Origin of the sequence: Klebsiella sp. GW_Kp182 (assembly GCF_040062275.1) — a bacterium.
Lineage (GTDB): Bacteria > Pseudomonadota > Gammaproteobacteria > Enterobacterales > Enterobacteriaceae > Klebsiella > Klebsiella michiganensis.
In genome coordinates, this window is the sequence record NZ_JBEAFQ010000049.1 from 14,131 (window position 1) to 35,121 (window position 20,991).

Annotated in this window: 21 protein-coding genes and 1 pseudogene; 11 read left to right on the forward strand and 11 right to left on the reverse strand. The window is 55.9% G+C overall.

The window, feature by feature from the left end; translation table 11 throughout:
* Window positions 1–134 precede the first annotated feature (134 nt).
* Genes ABLU88_RS21050 through hpxK form a run of 6 tightly spaced genes read left to right on the forward strand, consistent with a single transcriptional unit; the run spans window position 135 to window position 5,483 of the window.
* Window positions 135–920, forward strand: coding sequence for a transporter substrate-binding domain-containing protein (locus tag ABLU88_RS21050; protein ID WP_014838043.1), 786 nt, complete (start codon window positions 135–137; stop codon window positions 918–920).
* A 9-nt stretch (window positions 921–929) separates the two neighbouring features.
* Complete coding sequence (locus tag ABLU88_RS21055) at window positions 930–1,595, forward strand: amino acid ABC transporter permease (protein ID WP_064375815.1); 666 nt, start codon at window positions 930–932, stop codon at window positions 1,593–1,595.
* Window positions 1,595–2,251: an amino acid ABC transporter permease gene (locus ABLU88_RS21060; protein ID WP_014228771.1), complete on the forward strand. Its 657-nt coding sequence runs from the start codon at window positions 1,595–1,597 to the stop codon at window positions 2,249–2,251. Before ABLU88_RS21055 ends, ABLU88_RS21060 begins: the two co-directional genes overlap by 1 nt.
* Window positions 2,232–2,972 carry an amino acid ABC transporter ATP-binding protein gene (locus ABLU88_RS21065; RefSeq protein WP_025106229.1) on the forward strand — a complete coding sequence of 247 codons (741 nt, stop codon included), beginning with the start codon at window positions 2,232–2,234 and terminating at the stop codon, window positions 2,970–2,972. Before ABLU88_RS21060 ends, ABLU88_RS21065 begins: the two co-directional genes overlap by 20 nt.
* A 10-nt stretch (window positions 2,973–2,982) precedes the next feature.
* Entirely contained in the window at window positions 2,983–4,224 is a 1,242-nt protein-coding gene (locus tag ABLU88_RS21070; protein ID WP_057174116.1) for an alanine--glyoxylate aminotransferase family protein, read from the forward strand.
* Window positions 4,221–5,483 (forward strand): allantoate amidohydrolase, encoded by a 1,263-nt coding sequence (gene hpxK, locus ABLU88_RS21075; protein ID WP_064358685.1) that lies wholly within the window; start codon window positions 4,221–4,223, stop codon window positions 5,481–5,483. Before ABLU88_RS21070 ends, hpxK begins: the two co-directional genes overlap by 4 nt.
* 64 nt (window positions 5,484–5,547) lie before the next feature.
* Here hpxK and ABLU88_RS21080 read toward each other — a convergent pair whose 3' ends face one another.
* Window positions 5,548–7,257, reverse strand: coding sequence for a pectate lyase (locus tag ABLU88_RS21080; protein ID WP_049082344.1), 1,710 nt, complete (start codon window positions 7,255–7,257; stop codon window positions 5,548–5,550).
* Between the two features lie 68 nt (window positions 7,258–7,325).
* Window positions 7,326–8,027 carry an oligogalacturonate-specific porin KdgM family protein gene (locus ABLU88_RS21085; RefSeq protein WP_064375817.1) on the reverse strand — a complete coding sequence of 234 codons (702 nt, stop codon included), beginning with the start codon at window positions 8,025–8,027 and terminating at the stop codon, window positions 7,326–7,328.
* 692 nt (window positions 8,028–8,719) lie between these two features.
* Here ABLU88_RS21085 and ABLU88_RS21090 point away from each other — a divergent pair.
* On the forward strand, window positions 8,720–9,256 hold the full coding sequence (locus ABLU88_RS21090; RefSeq protein WP_025106233.1) for a LuxR C-terminal-related transcriptional regulator: 537 nt from the start codon (window positions 8,720–8,722) through the stop codon (window positions 9,254–9,256).
* A 76-nt stretch (window positions 9,257–9,332) separates the two neighbouring features.
* Window positions 9,333–9,647, forward strand: coding sequence for a chorismate mutase (locus tag ABLU88_RS21095; protein ID WP_025106234.1), 315 nt, complete (start codon window positions 9,333–9,335; stop codon window positions 9,645–9,647).
* A 70-nt stretch (window positions 9,648–9,717) separates the two neighbouring features.
* On the opposite strand, the gene ABLU88_RS21100 is transcribed toward ABLU88_RS21095, so the two are convergent.
* Window positions 9,718–10,197, reverse strand: a complete 480-nt coding sequence (locus ABLU88_RS21100; protein ID WP_077254595.1) for a DUF2938 family protein — start codon at window positions 10,195–10,197, stop codon at window positions 9,718–9,720.
* Between the two features lie 83 nt (window positions 10,198–10,280).
* Between ABLU88_RS21100 and ABLU88_RS21105 the strand changes: the two genes are divergently transcribed.
* The gene (locus ABLU88_RS21105; protein ID WP_025106236.1) at window positions 10,281–10,679 is read left to right on the forward strand and encodes a MerR family transcriptional regulator; all 399 of its coding nucleotides are present in this window, start codon (window positions 10,281–10,283) and stop codon (window positions 10,677–10,679) included.
* Window positions 10,680–10,833: 154 nt separating this feature from the next.
* On the opposite strand, the gene ABLU88_RS21110 is transcribed toward ABLU88_RS21105, so the two are convergent.
* The 4 genes and pseudogenes from ABLU88_RS21110 to ABLU88_RS21125 all read right to left on the reverse strand — a co-directional run bounded on the left by ABLU88_RS21110 (window position 10,834) and on the right by ABLU88_RS21125 (window position 13,133).
* Window positions 10,834–11,898 (reverse strand): hypothetical protein, encoded by a 1,065-nt coding sequence (locus ABLU88_RS21110; RefSeq protein WP_025106237.1) that lies wholly within the window; start codon window positions 11,896–11,898, stop codon window positions 10,834–10,836.
* 48 nt (window positions 11,899–11,946) lie between these two features.
* Window positions 11,947–12,525, reverse strand: a complete 579-nt coding sequence (locus ABLU88_RS21115) for a hypothetical protein (protein ID WP_025106238.1) — start codon at window positions 12,523–12,525, stop codon at window positions 11,947–11,949.
* A gap of 329 nt (window positions 12,526–12,854) precedes the next feature.
* A complete protein-coding gene (locus tag ABLU88_RS21120; protein ID WP_239659190.1) occupies window positions 12,855–12,971 on the reverse strand; it encodes a hypothetical protein in 117 nt (38 codons plus the stop codon).
* Window positions 12,929–13,133, reverse strand: a pseudogene (locus tag ABLU88_RS21125) (hypothetical protein). The gene ABLU88_RS21120 and the pseudogene ABLU88_RS21125 overlap by 43 nt, the downstream one beginning before the upstream one ends.
* A 1,209-nt stretch (window positions 13,134–14,342) precedes the next feature.
* Here ABLU88_RS21125 and ABLU88_RS21130 point away from each other — a divergent pair.
* Window positions 14,343–15,245, forward strand: coding sequence for a GGDEF domain-containing protein (locus tag ABLU88_RS21130; RefSeq protein ID WP_025106240.1), 903 nt, complete (start codon window positions 14,343–14,345; stop codon window positions 15,243–15,245).
* A 1-nt stretch (window position 15,246) separates the two neighbouring features.
* Here the strand turns inward: ABLU88_RS21130 and ABLU88_RS21135 are convergent, their stop codons facing one another.
* A complete protein-coding gene (locus tag ABLU88_RS21135) occupies window positions 15,247–16,080 on the reverse strand; it encodes an AraC family transcriptional regulator (RefSeq protein ID WP_049082348.1) in 834 nt (277 codons plus the stop codon).
* A gap of 252 nt (window positions 16,081–16,332) precedes the next feature.
* Between ABLU88_RS21135 and ABLU88_RS21140 the strand changes: the two genes are divergently transcribed.
* Complete coding sequence (locus ABLU88_RS21140; protein WP_057174232.1) at window positions 16,333–17,100, forward strand: phytanoyl-CoA dioxygenase family protein; 768 nt, start codon at window positions 16,333–16,335, stop codon at window positions 17,098–17,100.
* A 358-nt stretch (window positions 17,101–17,458) separates the two neighbouring features.
* Here the strand turns inward: ABLU88_RS21140 and ABLU88_RS21145 are convergent, their stop codons facing one another.
* Genes ABLU88_RS21145 through ABLU88_RS21155 form a run of 3 tightly spaced genes read right to left on the reverse strand, consistent with a single transcriptional unit; the run spans window position 17,459 to window position 20,954 of the window.
* Window positions 17,459–17,800 carry a PTS fructose-like transporter subunit IIB gene (locus tag ABLU88_RS21145; RefSeq protein WP_004849743.1) on the reverse strand — a complete coding sequence of 114 codons (342 nt, stop codon included), beginning with the start codon at window positions 17,798–17,800 and terminating at the stop codon, window positions 17,459–17,461.
* A 15-nt stretch (window positions 17,801–17,815) separates the two neighbouring features.
* Window positions 17,816–18,691, reverse strand: coding sequence for a [formate-C-acetyltransferase]-activating enzyme (locus ABLU88_RS21150; RefSeq protein ID WP_025106242.1), 876 nt, complete (start codon window positions 18,689–18,691; stop codon window positions 17,816–17,818).
* Window positions 18,657–20,954: a formate C-acetyltransferase gene (locus ABLU88_RS21155; RefSeq protein WP_348837853.1), complete on the reverse strand. Its 2,298-nt coding sequence runs from the start codon at window positions 20,952–20,954 to the stop codon at window positions 18,657–18,659. The genes ABLU88_RS21150 and ABLU88_RS21155 overlap by 35 nt, the downstream gene beginning before the upstream one ends.
* Between the last annotated feature and the right edge of the window lie 37 nt (window positions 20,955–20,991).

Sequence of the window (20,991 nt, forward strand, 5' to 3'; positions counted from 1 at the left end):
TCAATTTCCCTTGTTTTACGTTCGCTTAGCCAAACGGCGGGCTAACCCGATGCGCGGCGCTTTATCTGGCACATTAGTTGCAAAAGTGACTTTAAAGAATCTTTTGTTTCATGCTAACGTAACGGGTAAACATCATGAAGAAACTGTTGATCGCACTGGCCGGGGCCGCTTGTCTGTTAACCAACCTCCCGGCGGCGAAAGCTGACCAGCTCCAGGATATTGAAAAGCGCGGCACAATCCGCATTGCGGTGCCGCAGGATTTCCCGCCGTTTGGCTCGGTAGGCACCGACCTTCAGCCGCAGGGCTACGACATCGATATGGCGCGCTATCTCGCCAAAGAGATGAAGCTCAAGCTGCAGCTGGTGCCGGTGACCAGCGCCAACCGCGTGCCTTACCTGCAAACCGATAAGGTGGATCTGGTGATTTCCAGCCTCGGTAAAAACGCCGAGCGCGAAAAGGTGATCGACTTTAGCCGCGCCTATGCGCCGTTCTTCCTCGGCGTATTTGGCCCGAAAGGCGCGGAGCTGAAAGACCCGGCGGCGCTGAGCGGTAAAAGCGTGGGCGTGACCCGCGGCGCGGTGGAAGATATGGTGCTGACCAGCGTGGCGCCGAAAGAGGCGCAGATTAAGCGCTACGAAGATAACAACACAACGCTGTCGGCCTATTTATCTGGCCAGGTGCAGTATGTGGCCACCGGCAACCTGGTGGTGGCGGCCATCTCCCGGCAGAACGCTGACAAGGCCCCGGTGCCGAGCTTTATGCTGAAGGATTCGCCGTGCTTTATCGGCCTGAAAAAGAACCAACCGGCCCTGAAGGCGAAAGTGGATGCGCTGATTGAGCAGGGCGTAAAAGACGGCACCCTGAACGGTTTGTCTGAGAAGTGGCTGAAAGCGCCGCTGCCTGCCAGCCTCGGCGCATAAGGTCCGGGCATGACGGAGCAACTTCATTTTTCTGCGCTCTGGCCGCACTGGCCGGAGCTGCTGGCGGGGCTGTGGGTGACCATTCAGCTGACGGTGCTGGCGACGATAGGTGGCCTGACGATTGGCATCTTCGGCGCCGCCATCCGCAGCGGGCGTCCCACGTGGTTCAGCCGGATTTGGGGCGGGTATGTCGAACTGATTCGCAACACGCCGTTTGTGGTACAGCTGTTTTTTATCGTCTTCGGCTTACCGAATCTGGGGCTGAAGATGACGGCGGGCGAGGCCGCGCTGCTGGCGATGGTGGTCAATCTTGGGGCCTACAGTACCGAGATCGTACGCGCCGGGATTCAGGTGACGCCGAAAGGTCAGTGGGAAGCGGGGCGCGTACTGGGGCTGACCCGGACGCAGATCTTTATTCAGGTCATTCTGCCGCCCGCGCTGCAGCGCATTTATCCGGCGCTGGTGAGCCAGTGCATCATCGTCATGCTCGGTTCATCGGTGGTGTCGCAGGTCTCTTATGAAGAGCTGACCTTTGCCGCTAACCTGATTCAGTCGCGCACCTTCCTCAGTTTTGAGGTCTATCTGGTGACGACGGGGATTTATTTAGCGCTGTCGATAACGATGCGTCAGCTGCTGATGGCGGCGGGACGTAAATGGCTGGGGGTGCAGGCATGATGACCACCTTTACCGATTGGGACATTGTCCGCAATCTGCTGCTGGCCGGGCGCTGGACGGTGCTGCTGTCGCTGGTGGCGTTTCTCGGCGGCGCGCTGGTCACGCTGCCGCTCCTGCTGCTGCGCATGACCGGCGGGCGTCAGGTAAAACGCCTGATCCGCGGCTATGTCGAACTGTTTCAGGGGACGCCGCTGCTGATGCAGCTGTTTCTCGCCTTTTTCGGCGTGGCGCTGTTCGGCATCGACGTTTCGGCGTGGACCGCGGCGTCGCTGGCGCTGACGCTGTATACCAGCGCCTTTTTGCTTGATATCTGGTTTGGCAGCATCCGCGCCCTGCCAAAAGGGCAGTGGGAAGCCTCGCGCTGTCTGGGGCTGAGCTTTGGCCAGACGCTGTATCGGGTCGTCGCCCCGCAGGCGCTGCGGATCGCCATCGCCCCGACGGTGGGGTTTGCCGTGCAGGTGATCAAGGGTACCGCGCTGGCGTCGATTATCGGCTTCGTCGAGCTGACCAAAGCGGGAACGATGCTGACCAACGTGACGTATCAGCCGTTTAAAGTCTTTGCGCTGGTGGCGCTGGGCTATTTCATTCTGTGTTACCCGCTGTCCCGCTACAGCCGTCATCTGGAGAACAAATTCAATGCCTCTCATCACCATTAATCAGATGCAGAAGTACTACGGCGATAACCACGTGCTCAAGGGCGTCGATCTGGATATCGATATGGGCGAAGTGATCTCGATTATCGGCCGCAGCGGGTCGGGCAAAAGCACGCTGCTGCGCTGCATCAACGGCCTGGAAGGCTATCAGGAAGGCAGCATTAAGCTCGGCGGGATGACCATTACCGACCGCGAATCGCAGGCGCGGGAGATCAGCCGCTCTATCGGCATGGTGTTCCAGAGTTTTAACCTGTTTCCGCATATGACGGCGCTGGAAAACGTGATGCTGGCGCCGCGTCGGGTGCTGAAGAAGAGCGCCGCCGAGTGCCGTGAACTGGCCCAGCGGATGCTGGAAAAGGTCGGATTGGGCGACCGGCTCGATTACTACCCGTCGAGTCTCTCCGGCGGCCAGCAGCAGCGCGTGGCGATTGCCCGCGCGCTGGCGATGTCGCCAAAAGTTTTACTCTGTGACGAGATCACCTCGGCGCTGGATCCGGAGCTGGTTGGCGAAGTGCTTAAGGTGCTGGAGCAGCTGGCGGCGGAGGGCATGACGCTGATTCTCGTGACCCATGAAATGAATTTTGCCCGCGAAGTGGGCGACCGCGTCGTGTTTATGCATCAGGGACGGGTCTGGGAGCAGGGCGACAGCAAAACGCTGTTCGCCAACCCGCAGACCAGCGAACTGAAGCAGTTTATTTCCTCCGTGCGCGGCCTCAATCAATAAGGACTTAAAGATGGATATCACTCAGTTTCCGCAACTCAATCCGCCGTCGCGCCTGCTGATGGGGCCCGGCCCGATTAACGCCGACCCGCGCGTGCTGCGCGCCATGTCGAGCCAGCTGATCGGCCAGTACGACCCGGCGATGACCCACTATATGAACGAAGTGATGGCGCTGTACCGCGGCGTATTTCGTACCGAAAACCGCTGGACGATGCTGGTGGACGGAACCTCAAGGGCCGGGATTGAGGCGATCCTGGTTTCGGCTATTCGGCCGGGGGACAAGGTGCTGGTGCCGGTGTTTGGCCGCTTCGGCCATCTGCTGTGCGAAATCGCCCGCCGCTGCCGGGCGGAAGTGCACACCATTGAAGTGCCCTGGGGTGAGGTGTTTACCGCGGACCAGGTGGAGGATGCCATCAAACGTATTCGTCCGCGCCTGCTGCTGACGGTGCAGGGCGACACCTCCACCACGATGCTGCAGCCGCTGGCGGAGCTGGGGGATATCTGCCGCCGCTATGACGTACTGTTTTACACCGACGCCACCGCTTCGCTGGGCGGTAACCCGCTGGAAACCGACGCCTGGGGGCTGGATGCGGTCTCGGCTGGGATGCAAAAATGCCTCGGCGGTCCGTCCGGCACCTCGCCGATTACCCTCAGCGCGCGCATGGAAGAGGCGATTCGCCGCCGCAAATGCGTGGAAGAGGGGATTCGCACCGATGCCCACCGCGACGGCGACGAGGAGATGATCTACTCCAACTATTTCGATCTCGGCATGGTGATGGACTACTGGGGGCCGGAGCGCCTTAACCATCATACCGAGGCCACTACCGCGCTGTTCGGCGCCCGCGAATGCGCACGGCTGATCCTCCAGGAGGGGCTGGATAACGGCATTGCCCGCCATAAGCTGCACGGCGACGCGCTGGTCAAAGGCATTCAGGCGATGGGGCTGGAGACCTTCGGCGACCTGAAACATAAGATGAACAACGTGCTTGGCGTCGTTATCCCGCAGGGTATCAACGGCGACCAGGCGCGCAAGCTGATGCTGGAAGATTTCGGTATTGAAATCGGTACCTCGTTCGGCCCGCTGCACGGCAAAGTGTGGCGGATCGGCACCATGGGGTACAACGCGCGTAAAGACTGCGTGATGACCACGCTCAGCGCGCTGGAGTCGGTGCTGAACTATCTCAAATTCTCCACCACTCAGGGCGCGGCGATGCAGGCCGCGTGGGATCACTATCGCAGCGAGAGCGCCCAATGAGTCCAGCACAACGCCAGCAGGCGGAAATGCAGCAGGTCGCGGCGCGGGTGATGGCCCGCGCCGATGAGCTGGCCGCGATCAGCGAAACGCCGGATGCCCTGACCCGGGTTTATCTCTCCCCACAGCATCTCGAGGCCAACCAGCGGGCGGCGCGGTGGATGACCCAGGCCGGAATGACCGTCTGGCAGGACAGCGTCGGCAATATTTGCGGCCGCTACGAGGGAGAGCAGGAGGGGGCGCCCGCCATCCTGCTGGGGTCGCACCTTGATACGGTGCGCAACGCCGGGCGCTACGACGGGATGCTCGGCGTCCTGGCGGCGATCGAAGTGGTGCACGGTCTGCATCAACAGGGGCGGAGGCTGAAACAGGCCATTGAGATTGTCGGCTTTTGCGATGAAGAGGGGACGCGCTTCGGTATTACGCTGCTCGGCAGCCGCGGGATAACCGGTACCTGGCCCGAGAGCTGGCTGGCGCAGACCGATGCCGACGGCGTCAGCGTGGCGCAGGCGATGGTGCTGGCGGGGCTGGATCCGGCGCGCATTCATCTTGCCGCCCGCCGCCCGGAGGAGATTGCCGCCTACCTGGAACTGCATATCGAGCAGGGGCCGTGCCTCGAGCAGGAAGGGCTGGCGCTGGGGGTGGTCGAGGCGATCAACGGCGCGCGTCGCCTGAACTGCCGCTTTACCGGCGAGGCGGGACACGCCGGGACCGTGCCGATGAGTCATCGGAAAGATGCGCTGGCCGCCGCCGCCGAGTGGATGGTGCGGGTAGAGACCCTGACCCGCGAGCAGGGCGGAAACCGGGTCGCCACGGTGGGTACGCTGCGCTGCGCGCCCGGCGCGGTTAACGTGATACCCGGCGACGTTACGCTGACCCTGGATATTCGCGGGCCGCACGACCAGCCGCTGGATGCGCTGCTGGATACGCTGCTGAAGGAGGCGCAGGCCATTGCTTCTCGTCGCCAGCTGCGGTTCAGTGCCGAAGAGTTTTACCGTATTGCCGCCACCGCCTGCGATAGCGGATTGCAGCAGGTATTGAGCGAGGCGGTGCAGGCGGTGCAGGGGCGTTCGTTGACGCTGCCGAGCGGCGCCGGGCATGATGCCATCGCCATTGCCGAACGCTGGCCGTCAGCGATGCTATTTGTGCGCTGCAAAGGCGGCATCAGTCATCATCCCGCCGAGTCGGTCACCGCCGACGATGTGGCGCTGGCGATAGCGGCCTATTCGCGCGCGGTGTCGGCGTTGGATGCCGGGAAGTAGCGGCTATCGTTTCGCTTCTGGTAAACCGGGCATAGCGCAACCCCCACCACGGTGGGGGCCTGTTTTATCTTTTGCCGTTCGGTTTAAGCTGTTCGCCGGGTCTGAGCCTGAACAGCTCGTCATCTCGCGTGGAGTAGCGAACCGTCCCGTCAGCCAGCCGATAAGCACCCTCGGTGAATCCCGCGCCGTTCAGGAACGGCGCCACCGCGTCCGGCGTGTTGCGGAAGGCGGCTTCCAGGGCGAGAAGCGCATAGGGGGCAATACTATCGATACTGGCATATTCGGCCTCAGGGTCATCGACAAAAAAGCCGTTGAGGCGCTGCTTGTTGATGATGTTCGCGCCGATGCGATCCGCCAGCGTCAAATAGTCCTGCTGCCCGGTGGCCTGCCACAGGTCGATAAGCGCGAAAATCGCATACGGCTGATGGTTCTCCGTTTGGTTATTCAGCCTGCGGTTTGCGCCGCCGGGTTCACCGATATCGCCTAAACCCTGGCCTTTCGCGATGCCGCGGGCGACTTTCCAGATGGCACGATCCGGTTCAAGCGTCCAGGCGCGGGCGTAGGAGAGAAGAAATTCATTTCCCGCCGGATAGGCTTTGAGCACCGTGCCTTTTTTCCCATAATAGCCATCGCGTTTTAACGCATAGCCGGAGAGATCCGTGCCGTTGGCCAGCATCGGGCGGAAGGTATTGTTCTGCTCATCGTAAGCGTAGGTCGCGAAGGCTTTGAGGCCATCAAGGGTCCATTTTTTGAGATCGTCACCGTCTTTGCCGAGCGATTTTGCCAGGGCAAGCTGCATCAGCGCATTTTCTGAGTAGAGCGTGCTGGTCCGGCCCTTCAGCAGCATATTGCCCTCCAGCGCGTCCGGGCCCAGTTCGGGGCCAAACTGACGCTGCGCGCGGTCGCCGTATTTCGAATGCGTGTCGCTGTCATCGGTGGTGTCGGCGCGTTTTAGCGGTTGGGTAAACTGGTAGACGCCAAGTCCGGTCTTCTTATCTCGCGGCAGAACGTACTGTTCGGCCAGACGCTTCGCCCACGTCAGCGCGCCAGCGTCACCATCGTATTGATAGAGCAGCGATGCGGAGTAGATAAGGTCGTTGCCGGCATTGAGAAAGCTCAGGCCTTTGGTGGCGAAAAAGGGCGGCTGTTGGACAAAATCACTTTGCCAGAGCGCGCCCATCGCTTTGCCGTACTCCCCGTGACGGCTGGTTTCCAGCGTTTTCCAGTCGTAAACATGAGCGTTCCAGAAAGCCTTGATAAAGCGCGCGGTAGCCTTGTCATCGACGGCAAACATCATGTCGTAATAGGGATACGCGTTCTTGAGTTCATGGACCATCTCCTTTTCGCTCGGGCCTTGAGGCTGCAGCGTTTTCAAATCAACAAAGCGATGGCCTCCCCACAGCAGTAGCCCGCTGGCGTCCTGATAGTGGTCAAAGTAGTAGCGAATATTCTCCGCGACCCGCTGCTTATATTTTGCTTCGCCGGTCAGGTTGCTTAACCCTACCAGCACCCGCATCAAATTTTGCTGGGCCGAGAAGTTCGACAGCACGGTCACTTTACCGTCCGGAAAGACCCATTCCATTTGCTTGCCGGTGCGAGGATCCACGCCATTGGCCAGCAGAGGAGAGTGATGGCCGTACCGATCTCCCGCTTTATCCAGCACGACGTCAGCGAACTGCTTTACGCTGCTCAGGCGCGCGTTCTCCTGGGCGCCAGCACTCAGTGAGAAGAGACTCAGAGCGCCCAATGCCAGGGTGATTTTTGCAATCTTCATTATTATCCTCTTAATGAAAATAAGGGTTTAATAAAACCCTTATTTATTATCTGGCTGACAGGAAGTTATCAGAAGGAGTATTTCACACCAACGCGATAACGCGTTTGGCGTTCATCGGTGGCTTTACTGCCGGAAACGTTGCCGATGGCCATATAAGGAGACCAGTTTTTATCAAATTTATAGGTTAGCTTAAAATCATGGGTCCAGTCGTAGCTTTCGTTATCCGCTAAAATAACCCCGGCGGAGTTGGCTTTTTTATAGTCCAATTCATAATCGAGCTGATAATCTTTGAGGAATTTCCAGGAAATAACGCTGGTCAGATTATAGCCGTTCTCCGAGGTGTCTTTAGACGTGCCGATATTGCCTGAATTGCGCTTGTAGTAAGGGCGGTAGCGCAATGAGGCACTGACATCGTCGGTCAGATTCGCTTTACCGCGCAGGTAGGGACGATAGTTGTTTGAGGACGAACTGGTATCCAGAGAGAAGCCGGGCTCAATCTGGAAGGTTTTATTTATTTTATGCACATAGCTCGCCACCACTTCGGTGCCGTTACTCACGGTTTCATCATAGGCTTTATTTTTATCCTGCGAACCTTTCCATTTCCCTTCCAGCGACAAGCCAAAGCCATTGGCAAAACGGTGAGACATCAGCAGTCTGTCTTTATGATTATTGCCGGCTTTGTCATTCGTTTCATGACGATAATCAAATGTCACCGCATGGGCAGCAATACTGATAAAAGGGATCGTGACTAATAATAAAGAACGAAACATAGGGTGCCTCTACTTTTTTTATTTTCCAAAGGTACAAGAAATTACCTGCCGTAAAGCAGGCAGAACGATACAAATGAAATTATTAGATGGTAGTGTGGTGCCGGGTGCCTCCCGGTGAATCAGGCGCTGACTTCCTGATTCGTCTATAAAAACGAAACGTCGATGAGGGTATTCCTCAATTCAGCATGACCCCGCCGCTTAGGGGGATTCACCACACATTATTCTTTATTCCCTGATGATGACAAATTCGCACTGCTTGTGATTTTATTGAAAATAACTTTTACACAAAATGAAATGATGTTTTGAGATCGAGATCTGAATATTAAAAATAGAGGGTAAATATTTTTTATGTCATTTATAAAGATAATCCTAATAATTTATTATTCTTTTAAATCAATAGATTGAGTGGTTTCTTTGGGTTTGTTTTGCGTTTTTATTTGCGAATATAAGGATTTTTTGTGAATTGACGGTAATCTTATTCCTATATTTTTAAGCGCTCAATTTGTTAAAACTTAAAAATACTTCGATGGTTTCAATGGTTAAACCGAAGCCAGTACTGCCAATCCCTTTAAGCTAAACGAAAGCTAAACGGAAAAGAGGGCGGTATTGATCTGCCAGACTGACGACATAACACTCTCAGAAAAGCGTCCATATGGAAGGATAATAAAAGACGGTAACCTCGGGACTTCAAGATGACTATTCATGGAAAGGATCGTGTATTTATTTCTGGCGTAGAGAATATAGTGCAGGAGCTGAGCGATGGCGCGGATGCGGGGTTAAGCAACTGCGTGTATGTCACCTGCGGGATGGATATCCAGGAGATATATACTTTGTTCTTTCGCCATCCGCCGGAGCACTACGCCATCTTCATCACCTCTGAGCGCCATTTTGAGACCATCAACCGGCTGTTTCCGGGCCTGTTAAAGCTCTGTTTGTCAGAGAGGTTGACGGTCGAAGAGCTGCGTCAGGCGTTAAAAGTGATGGGCCTGTTATCGGCTCAGAACCAGAGCGTTGCTTATCTGCCCGATACGTTTAATTTTACCCATGCCGAGCAACAGATCATGAGGCTCAGTTTACGCGGCCATTCTCTGGATGATATTGCCCGTATCCGCGGGGTCAGCCCGTCCACGGTCAGCGTCCAGCGTACCCGGCTGATGAAGCGCATGGGAACCAAAAGCCTGCAGGAGCTCTGCTCCCTCTATGCGGCTATGCGTACCAGCGCTTTCTGAATAAACGCAGGGCTGGAATCTGGCGAAATTTGAGATATTATTCTGAGCCATTGTACTAGTTTAAAGGTTCAAAGTGATGACGTTTTCCACCCTTGCCGATGTCAGAAGCCAGATCGATTCGATTGATAGCGAACTGGTTAGCCTGATTGCTCAACGTGCTGAGTGCGTTAAAGCCGCTGCCGCATTCAAAACTGACCACTCCGCCGTTCGTGCTCCCGCGCGCGTGCAGCAGGTTATTGATCGGGTTCGCGAAAAGGCGGCTGCCGCAGGGTTACCCGAAGTGATTATTGAGAAAGTGTATCGGTCCATGATAGATGCATTCATTGAATATGAGCTTGAGAAACATAATCAGCTACAGCGGCAAAAAAGTAACGGTGTGTTGGGTGAGTGACCCACACGATATTCTCCTGGCGTGAAGGGTCAGTTAGCCTCATTCTGACCCCCGACGGGCTGCTAAGCTATTATCCCCACGCTCTGATAGCCAGTGCCGCGATATAGAGCCCGAATCCCCAGGCCAGATGTGTGAGCACGCTTAGCAAGCGAGCCAGCCACGGGCGAGGTGTTTGCGACGCCGCAATGCCGAAGCCCAATGCGGGCTGAAGAATTATGAACGGCGCAAATAACGTTAACCCGCCTGCCAGCAGGCCTCCCGTAAGCGAGGGGGCATCCAGCCAGACGGCGCCGTACAGTACCAGAGGGACAAAAGCAAAAACGATCCCGGTCAGGTAGTGAAATACCCAGCCGGTAAGCCTCTCCCCAGCGATTTCCGGCGTTGAGACGATGGTGCGATGGCAAAGCTTTCCTCTGGATAGCCATAATATCCAGCGACCGACCAGGGCATAGTTCAGCGGCGGTATCTTGAGGAGGTCTTTTTGACACCATGACCACAAATCCATAATCAGCGTCGCGCCAATACCCGTTATGACAGTTTTAACAACAATAATCGTATCCAGGGTGTACTCCTTTTCCAATCAATGACAGGCTGGTAGCCAGTGTGCAACTTAAAGCGAGGTTTAAGTCAACGATGAAAGCGCTGGATATCCGACAAATTGCCGACCTCTCAGGCGTTACCCCCTCAGCCTTGCGGTATTACGAAAAAAAGGGGTTAATTCAGCCTGTTGGCCGTAATGGTTTACGAAGGCAGTATCATGAAAATGTGCTCAATAAGCTGCAGCTCATTGTGCTGGGGCAGGCGGCAGGGTTCTCTCTGGATGAACTTGCCGCGATGTTTGGTACCGCATCAGCGTTAGCGATAGACCGGGCGCAGCTACACCAGCGCGCACAAGAGATTGACGCCACCATTCGCAGGCTGCGGCTGTTAAGCCGCGGGCTGAAGCACGCTGCGCGCTGCACGCAGCCGGAGCATAGGCATTGTGAAGAGTTTAAAAGGATTGTCGCGAGAGGGCTGAGGCTGGTCAGCTAACGAGAATGAGCGAGCCTACGGTTTTTCGCGACGCAGGCCGGAAACGCCGGGAGGCCCGGAGACGGCACATCCCGGTCCGGGCTCCCCGGCCCGCGTTATCCCGAAAGCGATGCCGCGGTGGGATTCAGCGCGCGGTAAGTTTGACCCTGTGGTATCAGACTGGCCGCAAAAAGAATGTTGTGGGTGTTTTGCCATTTCCACTGGCTAGTCGTTGATGAGGGACTGGTTTTTGATTATCGGCAATGAGCATTATGTCGTTACCTTCGCATTCCAGAACCAGATAAATATGATCGTAACCGTGGTGCGCCGCGGGACCGCAGGTGGAGCCGACATCGCCGGGCCGTTGTTCACCCACAGAAATGACTTCCCATTGTCGTTTATCACGAAGATAGTTGCCCAACGCTAATGCCTGCGTAATATCGGGAACGGCAATCCCTCCGGCCTGTAACAGGTTGGCCAGGTTCAGGGCGCAACCATCATGCGGCCACTGCTCATGGGCTAATTTGAAAAGCTCAATCGCAGCGACGGCCTGAACGTTTTCATAACGAACCGGCGTTTTGGCAATATTGACTACGTTGCGCATTTTTTCTTTGTCGCTCAGCGGCGCGATGCTATCGGCAAACATCACAGGAGGCGTATGTAGCGTAACAAATGTCTGGAATTCCTCCACGGCATCACGTCGCACGTGAGAAATAACCATCGCGGGGTTTACGATGGTACCGCACCAGCTGGTGCTGAAACGCAACAATCGGGCACAATACTCTATCGCCAGCGGGTGGTCTGTTTTCATTTTTGTAATGAAATTTTCAGCTGTATCAATGTCATGCTGTTTGGCAAAATTACGGAGTTCCGCCTTTCCATTGCCGATACTGTCAAATGACACCTGAAACGCCCCGGTTTCTTCGCTTTCGATATGAGCCTGTGAACGAGCGTTTTTGGAATCAACGCCGGCATCCCAGCGCCAGTCTGATTCAAACCCCGCCTGAACGCGAAGCACTTCACACATGACGGCTTTACGGTGTAAAAGGCTGGTGTAGGGCCCCAGAGCCCCTTTCATTACGGCATAGATATCATGAAGCTTATTTTCAGCAAAAACCTCATCAGGTAAAGCATTTAAAGTATCGACTAGCTGTTCTAAAAACGCTATCGGTGGACGACCATGCTGCGTGCTGACGGGATAGCGAGTCGCGATGAATATACGCTTGTTGCTAGTATCCATAAAACTCTCCTTCATGACGGTGACGAATATTGAGATAGTGTCTTAGGTCTATTTACTCGAGGTTAAGCCCTGAAAGAGAGAAGAAACTTTATTTACCAGGTAAGGCGCAAATAATGTCATTCCGGCTATCAGGAATTTAATGATTTCACCCAGAGCATCAGGGTTGGATATTTTTCTATTGTGGCCAAAATCAAGTAGCAATAACGAGCCGAAGCCAATATACATAAACAAAATAACCAGCATGCCGATTAGCGCAATGAGCCGGCTCGAACTGGCTTTCATCTCTTTGACCAGAAGCGGTTTGCCCGCAACGTCATAAAGCGGTTTCTTTGTCACGGTATCAGTGCCGTCCGTGGTGGTTTTAACCTCTTCGGTAGCGGATAATTCAACGTCTTCCGAAAGCGCATCGGCTAAAGACCACGCTTCAGGAAGCGACTTGCGGATGACTAAAATAGAAAGCAAGGTACCAAAAATAACGATGAAAAATACAAGGTAAATTAAATATTTGTCGATGTTATCACCGCAGGGCTGCTCAGCCTGACAGGATACATCATTAGCGTGAACTGCGGCAGAGAGAAAAAACAAAACGATTGCCGATGCTGATGTGTGTCTTTTTAGCAAAAACATAAGTATATTCCTCACCAATATAAAGTTTATTTATATGTGGCATGCGAAGATAAAGACATATACGCGGATATTTCTACTGACTACAGGATACTCGCTTATTCCCGTTTGCTATGCCGATAAGATGATTTCTTTTTTCTGACCTCCACCGCCTCTCTTTAGCGGGTTTTATGAAAAGCCACAGGCAAGCCGGGTGCTGACGTGCTCTCCGGACCGGCTGGCAGCAAGCAAAAACCACGTGGTTTAATGATACGCGGCCCCGCGTATAGGGTTCAGTATAATGGTGGTCATGGCATCCACATTCATTCAAATGAATGAGCGAGCAAAATAAATCAGCGATAAATAGCCCTGATAATGAGCAGGAGCTCGGACTGATTGCGGGTATGCGTTTTTCGGTAAAGCGCACTCAGATGGGTTCTGACGGTGGTGATGGCGACGCCCAGATGCATGGCGCATTCATCCGCAGTCATCCCTCTGAGCAGCAGCTCTGCCACCGCATTTTCGGCGGGTTTGACATTAAACAGTTCCATGAGCGCGCTGCCGCTGAGGAAGGGTTCAGGGATGATAATGCAAGCCGTACCGGGAATGCTGGGGGACGGGATGACCAGAATCGGTTTTGGATACCGTCCGGCGGTGTAGCATAATCCTGCCCGCGGACGCGCCTCCGTCCGGGTGGCCTGTTCAATGGCATGCCGCAGTTTTTTGCTGTCCGTATTCAGGCTTAGGGTGTCAGCGCCGACAGACCAGATCGCTTTGTGGTTTGCGCGCTGGTAATGTTCGGCCTGGGTGCTGGCGTAAAGCATTTTCCCGGCGCGATCCACCAGCCAGACCGGGTAGATACCGTTATCCATAACGGCACTCTGATATTTAATCGTGTCACGAAGTTGTTCAAATCTGGCATGAAGCTGGCTGGCGGAAATTAACGCCGGGATGAGACGCCGGAACAGGTCAAATTGTACAGCCAGCGGATAGCTGGCTTCATTAGCCGTCATCAGTGATAAATACGTAGAATAACCGTTGACGGTACACAATTTAACGCTGGTCAGATAATTCAAATCATTAGGATGATGAAATTCATTATAATAAGCGCTGTTAGCAATAAATTTATCCCCTAAAAACTCCCTGTCCCTGTACATCTGCCCTACAGGTAACCCCGTCAATATTTTTTCGGCAGGATCTATTGCCAGAAAGATATCCCGATAGGCCGTAAAGACTTTTTCATCAAAGAGTAATGAATCCGTCATGAGATGCGCATTACCTTTGTCATAATAAAGCAATGCCGCGTACTGATGTCCTGTCAGTAACGATAGTTTCTGCAGCGCGGGTTTCCAGAACTGGGGATCCAGCGCCGCCATCAGAATAGTCTCCAGGATTTCTATATATAAAAGCTCCGGATCAATGGCCATAACGACACCTTATATTTAGCGTTTAACCGGCAGGACACGGCTGATGAGGCGGGTACTATCAGCATAGTTGTGGCAGATAAATAATGGCAATCCCGATTCAGCCAGTTGGTATGGAAATGCAAAAACGGCGCGGAAACCCTTATTTTACGATGGGCTTCCTGCGGTTTATGAAGTTTATCCCTGACCCCGGCGTGGCTTTGATGAATATTCTCCCATCGCCTGCTGATGCAACCCTCTGCTCCCAGACTCGCGCGCTTGCGCGAACCCGCTTCGATAACAATTTCATCTCATACAGAGCATGGGATAGGTGGAAGTCCGCGCCCGTCGCCCGGCATCGCACCTTTACAGTTCGCGCAAACGCTCTGCGCTGTTATGCTAAAAACCCGGCAAGCCGCGCTGTAATGAGACCTGACCATGCCCGAACGCGAAAAAAACATCCATATTCAACCCTCTTCCTCTATCTCTCGAACGCATATTCTTCCGGCAATGCTGGCGATCGTCGTCGTATCGAGCCTGTGCGCGTTCGTCTCGCCGCCGCTGGGGCCGTGGCGCGAAATTTTGACCAATCCAGGGATGTATATCGATCTGCTGGCGCTGCTATTTCTGCTGTTTATGCTCTGGAGTTCGACCAAGGTGCGGATGAACCACGTGGCGGTTAACTGGGTACGCTACGGCCTGCTGCTGTGGATTGCCGGGGGCACTTTCGATCTGATGGACGAAATATTCCACCAGCCGCGCTGGATGGGGTACTACTGCGAAGATCTGCTGCGCCTGTCCGGCATGCTGCTGAGCGCGGTCGGGGTCTACAAAATTATTGAGCGCATCAATCTCCTGTACGTCGACGCGCGTTCGCAATCGCTCAAGGATGAGCTGACCCAGCTGCCCAACCGTCGCTTTTTTATCGACACCATCCGCGAGAAGGAGGGGCGCAGGCTGGCGCTGATGATTGTGGATATCGACTACTTCAAGAAAATTAATGACACCTGGGGACATCTGGTGGGGGACGAAGTGCTGTTTGCCCTTGGCAAACAGCTGGCGAAGCTTACCAGCGATAAGGTGTTGCCTTCGAGGATTGGCGGAGAAGAGTTTGCCATTATTGTCGATGGCCTGTCGGCGCAGGAAGTGGATGAACTGGCGCAGTCGATTTTGCAAAACGCCCGCGCGATCTTGATCAACCACGATAACCCGCTGTCGATCAGCATTGGCGTCGGTCTGCGCCATAAAGACGAGCCGCAGAACCTGTTTATTAAAAAGGTCGATGACGCGCTCTATAAGGCGAAAAATAACGGCCGCGGACGGGTTGAATGGGCCGCGTGAACTATCCCTGCTGCGCGCTGCGGCAGTGGCGACGATATTCGGAAGGCGAGCGCTCGGTGTAGCGTTTAAACACCCGGCAGAAATAGTTGCTGTCGACAAAACCGCAGTTGTGGGCGATCTCTTTGACCTTGAGGTCGTAGCCGCGCAGCATCTTTTTCGCCTTTTCCAGGCGGACGCTGGTGAGAAACTCATTAAAACCGACGGAGCCGGATTTCTGAAATATATGCGACAGGTAGTTGGGCGTAATATGAAAACGCTTCGCTACCGACTCGCGGGTCAGCGGCTGGGTGAGATGCTCTTCGAGATAATCCTGTACCGCCAGAAACAGATCGCGGCTGCGGCTGACGCGCATCTCCAGCCCGACCAGCTGCTCAAGGCAGTGGCTCAACAGGGCCGCGACCACCAGCCTGGCGGTTACCGGGTCCGGCTGCAGGCAGATTTCATTGAGCGACAGCAGCAGGTAGGAGCCCACGCGCGGTCCGAGGCGGGCGACGTTCTGCTTTTCCGTGCGCAGCTGCTTGCCGTCCCAGTGCTGAACGCAAAACCCGAGCTTCTGGCGACCAAACAGAATGCTTAACGTCGACGCCGGCGCGGTCCATTCCGGCAGCGTCCATTTACCCGCCTGAACGTAGAGCACCTGCGAGGCGGAGAGCATTGTCTCCGACAGCGGCAGCCCGCTCTCCTTAAGCTCACCCTCAAGCACAATTTCCAGCCGTGGGAAGGGCACCTTAAACGCCAGCTCGGGCTCGGAGATATCCGGGTCGGGGAACCTGACGTGCAGATTATCTTTCTGATTTACTAAACGATTTAAAATATCCGCCAGATCGTCAATCATTCCGTATGCCTTAGAAGAGAGCAATTATCCTGTTGATTATAATCTATTTTATCTGCACAGGCTTGTTCTGTGTCAGGCGGCTTGGCTAATGATTGCCCTGCAGGAAGGGGGAAAAAGCTGGATTTTGATGGCCATCACACTTTTCCCTGCCGCGTACGCTCGTCCAGTTTTTCGTAGTTTTGCCCTCATGTATTCCCGCCCGCCGCCGATTAGAGTTTGTTTTGTGTTATCGATAAGTTAAGGAATATAAATATGGAACAACAATCTGCGGTTTATCTGGATGCGCTGGGGGCGAACGTTGCGCTGAGCCCGGCAATGAAACAGGAGCTGGATACCCTGGGCTACACCGTCGTGCATAACGTGGCGGACGCGGAGTGGCTGGCGGCGATGCGCGCGCTTATCGACGCCATCGTCGAGAGAGAGGGCGATAATCTGGCGATCGAGCACCACCAGGAAGCGACGGCAACCCGCATCGCCAACCTGATTAACAAAGGCGCGATTTGGGAAAAGGTCTGGTCCCATCCGCTGATTCTCTCCGCCTGTCGGCATGTTTTTCAGGGGGATTTTAAAGTCTCCAGCCTGAACGCGCGGGAAGCGTTGTTCAACGGCGGCCATCAGCCGCTGCATGCGGACTGGAAAAAGCCGCGTCACGATTTTCCGAAAGTGCATCTGGTGAATACCATCTGGGCTATCGATGATCTGAGCGCTGAAAACGGCGCGCCGCGCATTATTCCCGGCACCCATTTGCGTCCGGAGCTGCCGGAAGCGGTGCTGGATGACCCGGAGCTGGCGCATCCTGATGAGGTGGTGTTCGCCGCGCCGGCGGGCAGCGTGATGATTTATAACGCCCACGCCTGGCACGGCGGGACGCGCAACCGCGTCGGCAGCAGAAGGCGCGTGCTGCACGGCTTATATATCGACAGAGCGGATACCGCGCAGCAGGATCAGCAGCGCTGGCTGACGCCGGAAACCGCCAGCCGCCTGACGCCCGCGCAGAAATGGCTGCTGGGGGTGGCGTAAAAATCGCATGGAATTGTAGCCCCGGTAAGCGCAGCGCGACCGGGGGAAGTCTGAGCGGGCGAAGTGTTATTTCCCCGGGCCGCGGCGCAAGCGCCTTGCCCGGGCTACAAAACGGCAAACGGCGGTGAACCTGTAGCCCCGGTAAGCGCAGCGCGACCGGGGGAAGTCTGAGCAGGCGCGGTGCTATTTCCCCGGGCCGTGGCGCAAGCGCCTTGCCCGGGCTACAAAACGGCAAACGGCGGTGAACCTGTAGCCCCGGTAAGCGCAGCGCGACCGGGGGAAGTCTGAGCAGGCGCGGTGCTATTTCCCCGGGCCGCGGCGCAAGCGCCTTGCCCGGGCTACAAAATCACCGGTGTACTCACGGGATCTCAAGATAAACCACCGGCTTTTTCATAATGCATTTCACCGCGTCGACAATCTGCTGCGGCTGCAGCAGAAAGGTTTTGATGCTGGTCTTAATGGTGCGGATGCCGCTAAAGCGTCCGGCATCGTCAATTTCAATATCCGTCACCAGCAGAACGACATCGGCATGGGCGATGTCGTCGGCCATTATTTTGTTCTCAACCCCCAGCGCGCCCTGGGTTTCAATTTTGATATTCCATTTCTCCTGGTGGCCGACTTTTTCCAGCCGCTCGGCCGCCATATAGGTGTGAGCGACGCCGCTGACGCAGGCCGTGACGGCAACGATAGTGAAATCCATAGCATCCTCCTGGCGTTATCCGCCGACGGTCACGCTAAAACCGGCCCGTTCGGCCAGCGTCCTGAATGGCTGAATCTCAGATTCTGCAGGGGCTTTAATCATCGACATCGACCATTTTTTTCCCAGTAAGTGATATTTGGGTTCGCCGTACTGATGGAACGGCAGAAGATGAATTTCCGGCAGCTTAAAGGGGGCCAAAAACGCCAGAATCCGGCGGAAATTCGCTTCATCAAGCGTGAATCCCGGAATCAGCGGCACCCGGGGGATCACGTGAATATGCGCTTCCACCAGACGGGTAAAGTTATCCAGCACCCGCGGCATATTCATCCGCAGCTGCTCGCGGGCCAGCGTTTCATCCATGATTTTCAGATCGAACAGCACTTCATCGCAGGCCTGCGCCAGCGGAAAAAAGCGGCGGTAGGCGGTATCGCCCGCCGTTTCAATCGCCGTTCTGATCCCCCATTCGCGCAGGCGGCGCAGCAGGCGCGCGGCGAATTCGGCCTGCATCAGGACTTCGCCGCCCGACAGGGTCACGCCGCCGCCGGAGGCGCGGAAGAAGACCTCATCCTTCAGCACCTCTTTAAGCAGATTATCGAGAGTGACGTCGCGGCCAATCTGCTGCCACGCGCCGGAAGGGCACTCGACCACGTCCTGCTGGCAGCGGGAGCAGCGCAGGCACTTGCTCTCCCGGCGTACGGTCTGAATTTGCGGCGAGATCGATTCCGGATTGGCGCACCAGGGACAGGTATGCGGGCAGCCTTTAAAAAACACGACGGTGCGGATCCCCTGACCATCATTCAAAGAGTAGCGCTGGATATTAAAAATGCGCGCCTTATCGGCGCGCGTTTCCAGGACCTCACAGCTGATGCGCGGTGCGGCGGATAATGTCATCCTGAATCTCCTGCGACAGCTCGACGAAAAAGGCGCTGTAGCCCGCAACGCGCACCACCAGGCCGGCAAAATCCTGCGGCCGCTGCTGGGCTTCGCGCAGCGTATCGGCGTTAACCACGTTGAACTGAATATGCTGCAGCTTCAGCCTGGTGAATGCCTGCAGGAAGTCGGCCAGCTTATTGAGGCCGCCGTCGCCGGCAAGGGTCGCCGGGGTGAATTTGACGTTCAGCAGCGTACCGTTGGAGAGCAGAAAGTTATCCAGCTTGCTGACCGACTTGAGCACCGCGGTCGGCCCCTGCACGTCCTGGCCGAGCATCGGCGACAGCCCGCCGTCCGCCAGCTGCTCTCCGGCCAGGCGTCCGTCCGGAGTGGCGCCGACGACCGAGCCGAGCGGCACGTGGGCAGAGACGGTATAGGAGCCCGGCGTAAAGCGACCGCCGCGCGGGTTGCGGTACTGCTCTACCTCTTTGCAGTAGAAGCGCAGCAGATCGGCGCTGATATTGTCCACTTCGTCAATATCGTTGCCGTATTTCTCGAAGCGGTTGATCAGGCGCGCGCGGATTTTTTCCCCTTCCGGCGTCTGGAAGTTGGCTTTCAGCACCGCGATCAGTTCAGCGAAGCTGAGCCGTTTTTGCTCAAACACCATCCCTTTAAGCGCGTGCAGCGAGTCGCTGAGGTTAGCGATGCCGATGCCCTGGACCCCGGAGAAGTTATAGCGCGCGCCGCCTTCGGTGATATCCTGGCCGTGCTGCACGCAATCCTCAATAAAGGAAGAGAGCAGGGGAACCGGCGCCCAGTCGCGGTGGCCGATATCGCAAATATTGCTGCCTTCGACCATCAGCTTAATGTAATAGCGAATCTTGTCGCGGATCTGGTCGATCAGCCCATCCCAGGTGATGTCAGGGTTGCTTTCGTTTTCCAGCATCACGATTTCCATCACCTTCAGCAGGTTGAACATGGCGATATCGTGCAGGCCGTAGGTGCGCCCCGGGATCGACAGCTCAACGCAGCCAACCACCGAGTAATCCCGCGCGTCATCCAGCGAGACGCCGCGGTTGAGAAACGCCGGGATCACCACTTCATCATTGAAGATTTGCGGAATGCCGGTGCCGAGGCGAATGGTCTCGGCGGTTTTGCGCAGGAAAGGGCGATCGACCAGCTCGTTGACCCGCACGCCGAGGTTCGGCTGCGGCAGGCGAACGTTCTGGTAGGCGTCGAGGGATAAAAACGACAGGATATTGACCGCGCTGCGTCCGGTCTCGGTCAGGCCGCCGAGCAGGGCGGTATAGCCGGTCGGGAAGCCCGCGAAGTAGCGCGCGCTGCTGGTGGAGCGCAGCAGGACAATATCGTTGCACTTCACCCACAGCGACTCCAGAAGCTCCTGAAGAAACTGCGGATCCTGGCCGCGATTCAGCGAAGCCTGATAGTACGGCAGCATGTACTGGTCAAAGCGACCCAGCGAGATGGAGCTGGCGTTGGATTCATACTGCAAAATGATGTTCATATACCAGAAGAGCTGGCAGGCCTGCCAGAAATCTTCCGGGCGGTGCACCGCGTTATGGCGGGAGATGTCCGCGATGGTCTCCAGCTCTTTGCGCCGCTGCCCGTCGCCGCAGACGGCGGCCATGTCATCGGCAAGCGCCGCATAGCGCAGAATATGGCGCTGGGAGGCTTCCAGCAGGATTAGTACCGCCTGATAAAAATTGTTCTGCGGGTGCCGCTGACTCACCGCTTTCATCTCCGCCACCAGCGCGGCGAGGCCGTTTTCCAGCAGGCGAGGGTAGTCGATGATGATATGTCCCTGGCCTTTATCGGTCTGGTTGACGCTAAAAATCTGCGTGCTGACGGCGGCCTTCACTTCATCGGTCATCTGGGCGTTGATGAAGTCCTTCATCGATCGATTTTCCCAGTAGGGGAACAGCACTTCGCGGTAGATGCGCTTATCTTCTTCGCTGATGTTGAAGCGGTCCTGCGGGCGGGTCGGGAACTGGTCCAGCTCCTTGAGCAGCCAGTAGGGATCCATCTCCGGCGACATGATCCCGGCGCGCGGTTTGATCGTACGGTTGCCGGCAATCAGTTCATCATCACGAATCGAAATCTGCACATGATCGAGGACCCATGCGGTCGCTTTCGCCCGGCGGATCATTACCGGCTCCCCCTCGGTCTGTTTATGGCTGGCGGTGTAGAGCAGCGCTCGCTCGAGGGAGATTTCGCGCGGGTTGGCGAACAGACGATCTTTTAAGCGTTGAGTGCGATTAGTCATCAATATGCCTCCAGGATATTCCCACCGATAAAGCTGG

What these genes read in the sequence shown, in the direction of transcription:
- ABLU88_RS21050 (WP_014838043.1), top strand. Translation starts at nt 135, where the DNA reads ATGAAGAAACTGTTGATCGCACTGGCCGGGGCCGCTTGTCTGTTAACC.
- ABLU88_RS21130 (WP_025106240.1), top strand. Translation starts at nt 14,343, where the DNA reads ATGCCCGAACGCGAAAAAAACATCCATATTCAACCCTCTTCCTCTATC.
- ABLU88_RS21150 (WP_025106242.1), bottom strand. Translation starts at nt 18,691, where the DNA reads ATGACATTATCCGCCGCACCGCGCATCAGCTGTGAGGTCCTGGAAACG.
- ABLU88_RS21120 (WP_239659190.1), bottom strand. Translation starts at nt 12,971, where the DNA reads ATGCATCTGGGCGTCGCCATCACCACCGTCAGAACCCATCTGAGTGCG.
- ABLU88_RS21155 (WP_348837853.1), bottom strand. Translation starts at nt 20,954, where the DNA reads ATGACTAATCGCACTCAACGCTTAAAAGATCGTCTGTTCGCCAACCCG.
- ABLU88_RS21060 (WP_014228771.1), top strand. Translation starts at nt 1,595, where the DNA reads ATGACCACCTTTACCGATTGGGACATTGTCCGCAATCTGCTGCTGGCC.
- ABLU88_RS21055 (WP_064375815.1), top strand. Translation starts at nt 930, where the DNA reads ATGACGGAGCAACTTCATTTTTCTGCGCTCTGGCCGCACTGGCCGGAG.
- ABLU88_RS21080 (WP_049082344.1), bottom strand. Translation starts at nt 7,257, where the DNA reads ATGAAGATTGCAAAAATCACCCTGGCATTGGGCGCTCTGAGTCTCTTC.
- ABLU88_RS21065 (WP_025106229.1), top strand. Translation starts at nt 2,232, where the DNA reads ATGCCTCTCATCACCATTAATCAGATGCAGAAGTACTACGGCGATAAC.
- ABLU88_RS21145 (WP_004849743.1), bottom strand. Translation starts at nt 17,800, where the DNA reads ATGGATTTCACTATCGTTGCCGTCACGGCCTGCGTCAGCGGCGTCGCT.
- ABLU88_RS21135 (WP_049082348.1), bottom strand. Translation starts at nt 16,080, where the DNA reads ATGATTGACGATCTGGCGGATATTTTAAATCGTTTAGTAAATCAGAAA.
- ABLU88_RS21095 (WP_025106234.1), top strand. Translation starts at nt 9,333, where the DNA reads ATGACGTTTTCCACCCTTGCCGATGTCAGAAGCCAGATCGATTCGATT.
- ABLU88_RS21085 (WP_064375817.1), bottom strand. Translation starts at nt 8,027, where the DNA reads ATGTTTCGTTCTTTATTATTAGTCACGATCCCTTTTATCAGTATTGCT.
- ABLU88_RS21140 (WP_057174232.1), top strand. Translation starts at nt 16,333, where the DNA reads ATGGAACAACAATCTGCGGTTTATCTGGATGCGCTGGGGGCGAACGTT.
- ABLU88_RS21070 (WP_057174116.1), top strand. Translation starts at nt 2,983, where the DNA reads ATGGATATCACTCAGTTTCCGCAACTCAATCCGCCGTCGCGCCTGCTG.
- ABLU88_RS21115 (WP_025106238.1), bottom strand. Translation starts at nt 12,525, where the DNA reads ATGTTTTTGCTAAAAAGACACACATCAGCATCGGCAATCGTTTTGTTT.
- ABLU88_RS21110 (WP_025106237.1), bottom strand. Translation starts at nt 11,898, where the DNA reads ATGGATACTAGCAACAAGCGTATATTCATCGCGACTCGCTATCCCGTC.
- ABLU88_RS21105 (WP_025106236.1), top strand. Translation starts at nt 10,281, where the DNA reads ATGAAAGCGCTGGATATCCGACAAATTGCCGACCTCTCAGGCGTTACC.
- ABLU88_RS21090 (WP_025106233.1), top strand. Translation starts at nt 8,720, where the DNA reads ATGACTATTCATGGAAAGGATCGTGTATTTATTTCTGGCGTAGAGAAT.
- hpxK (WP_064358685.1), top strand. Translation starts at nt 4,221, where the DNA reads ATGAGTCCAGCACAACGCCAGCAGGCGGAAATGCAGCAGGTCGCGGCG.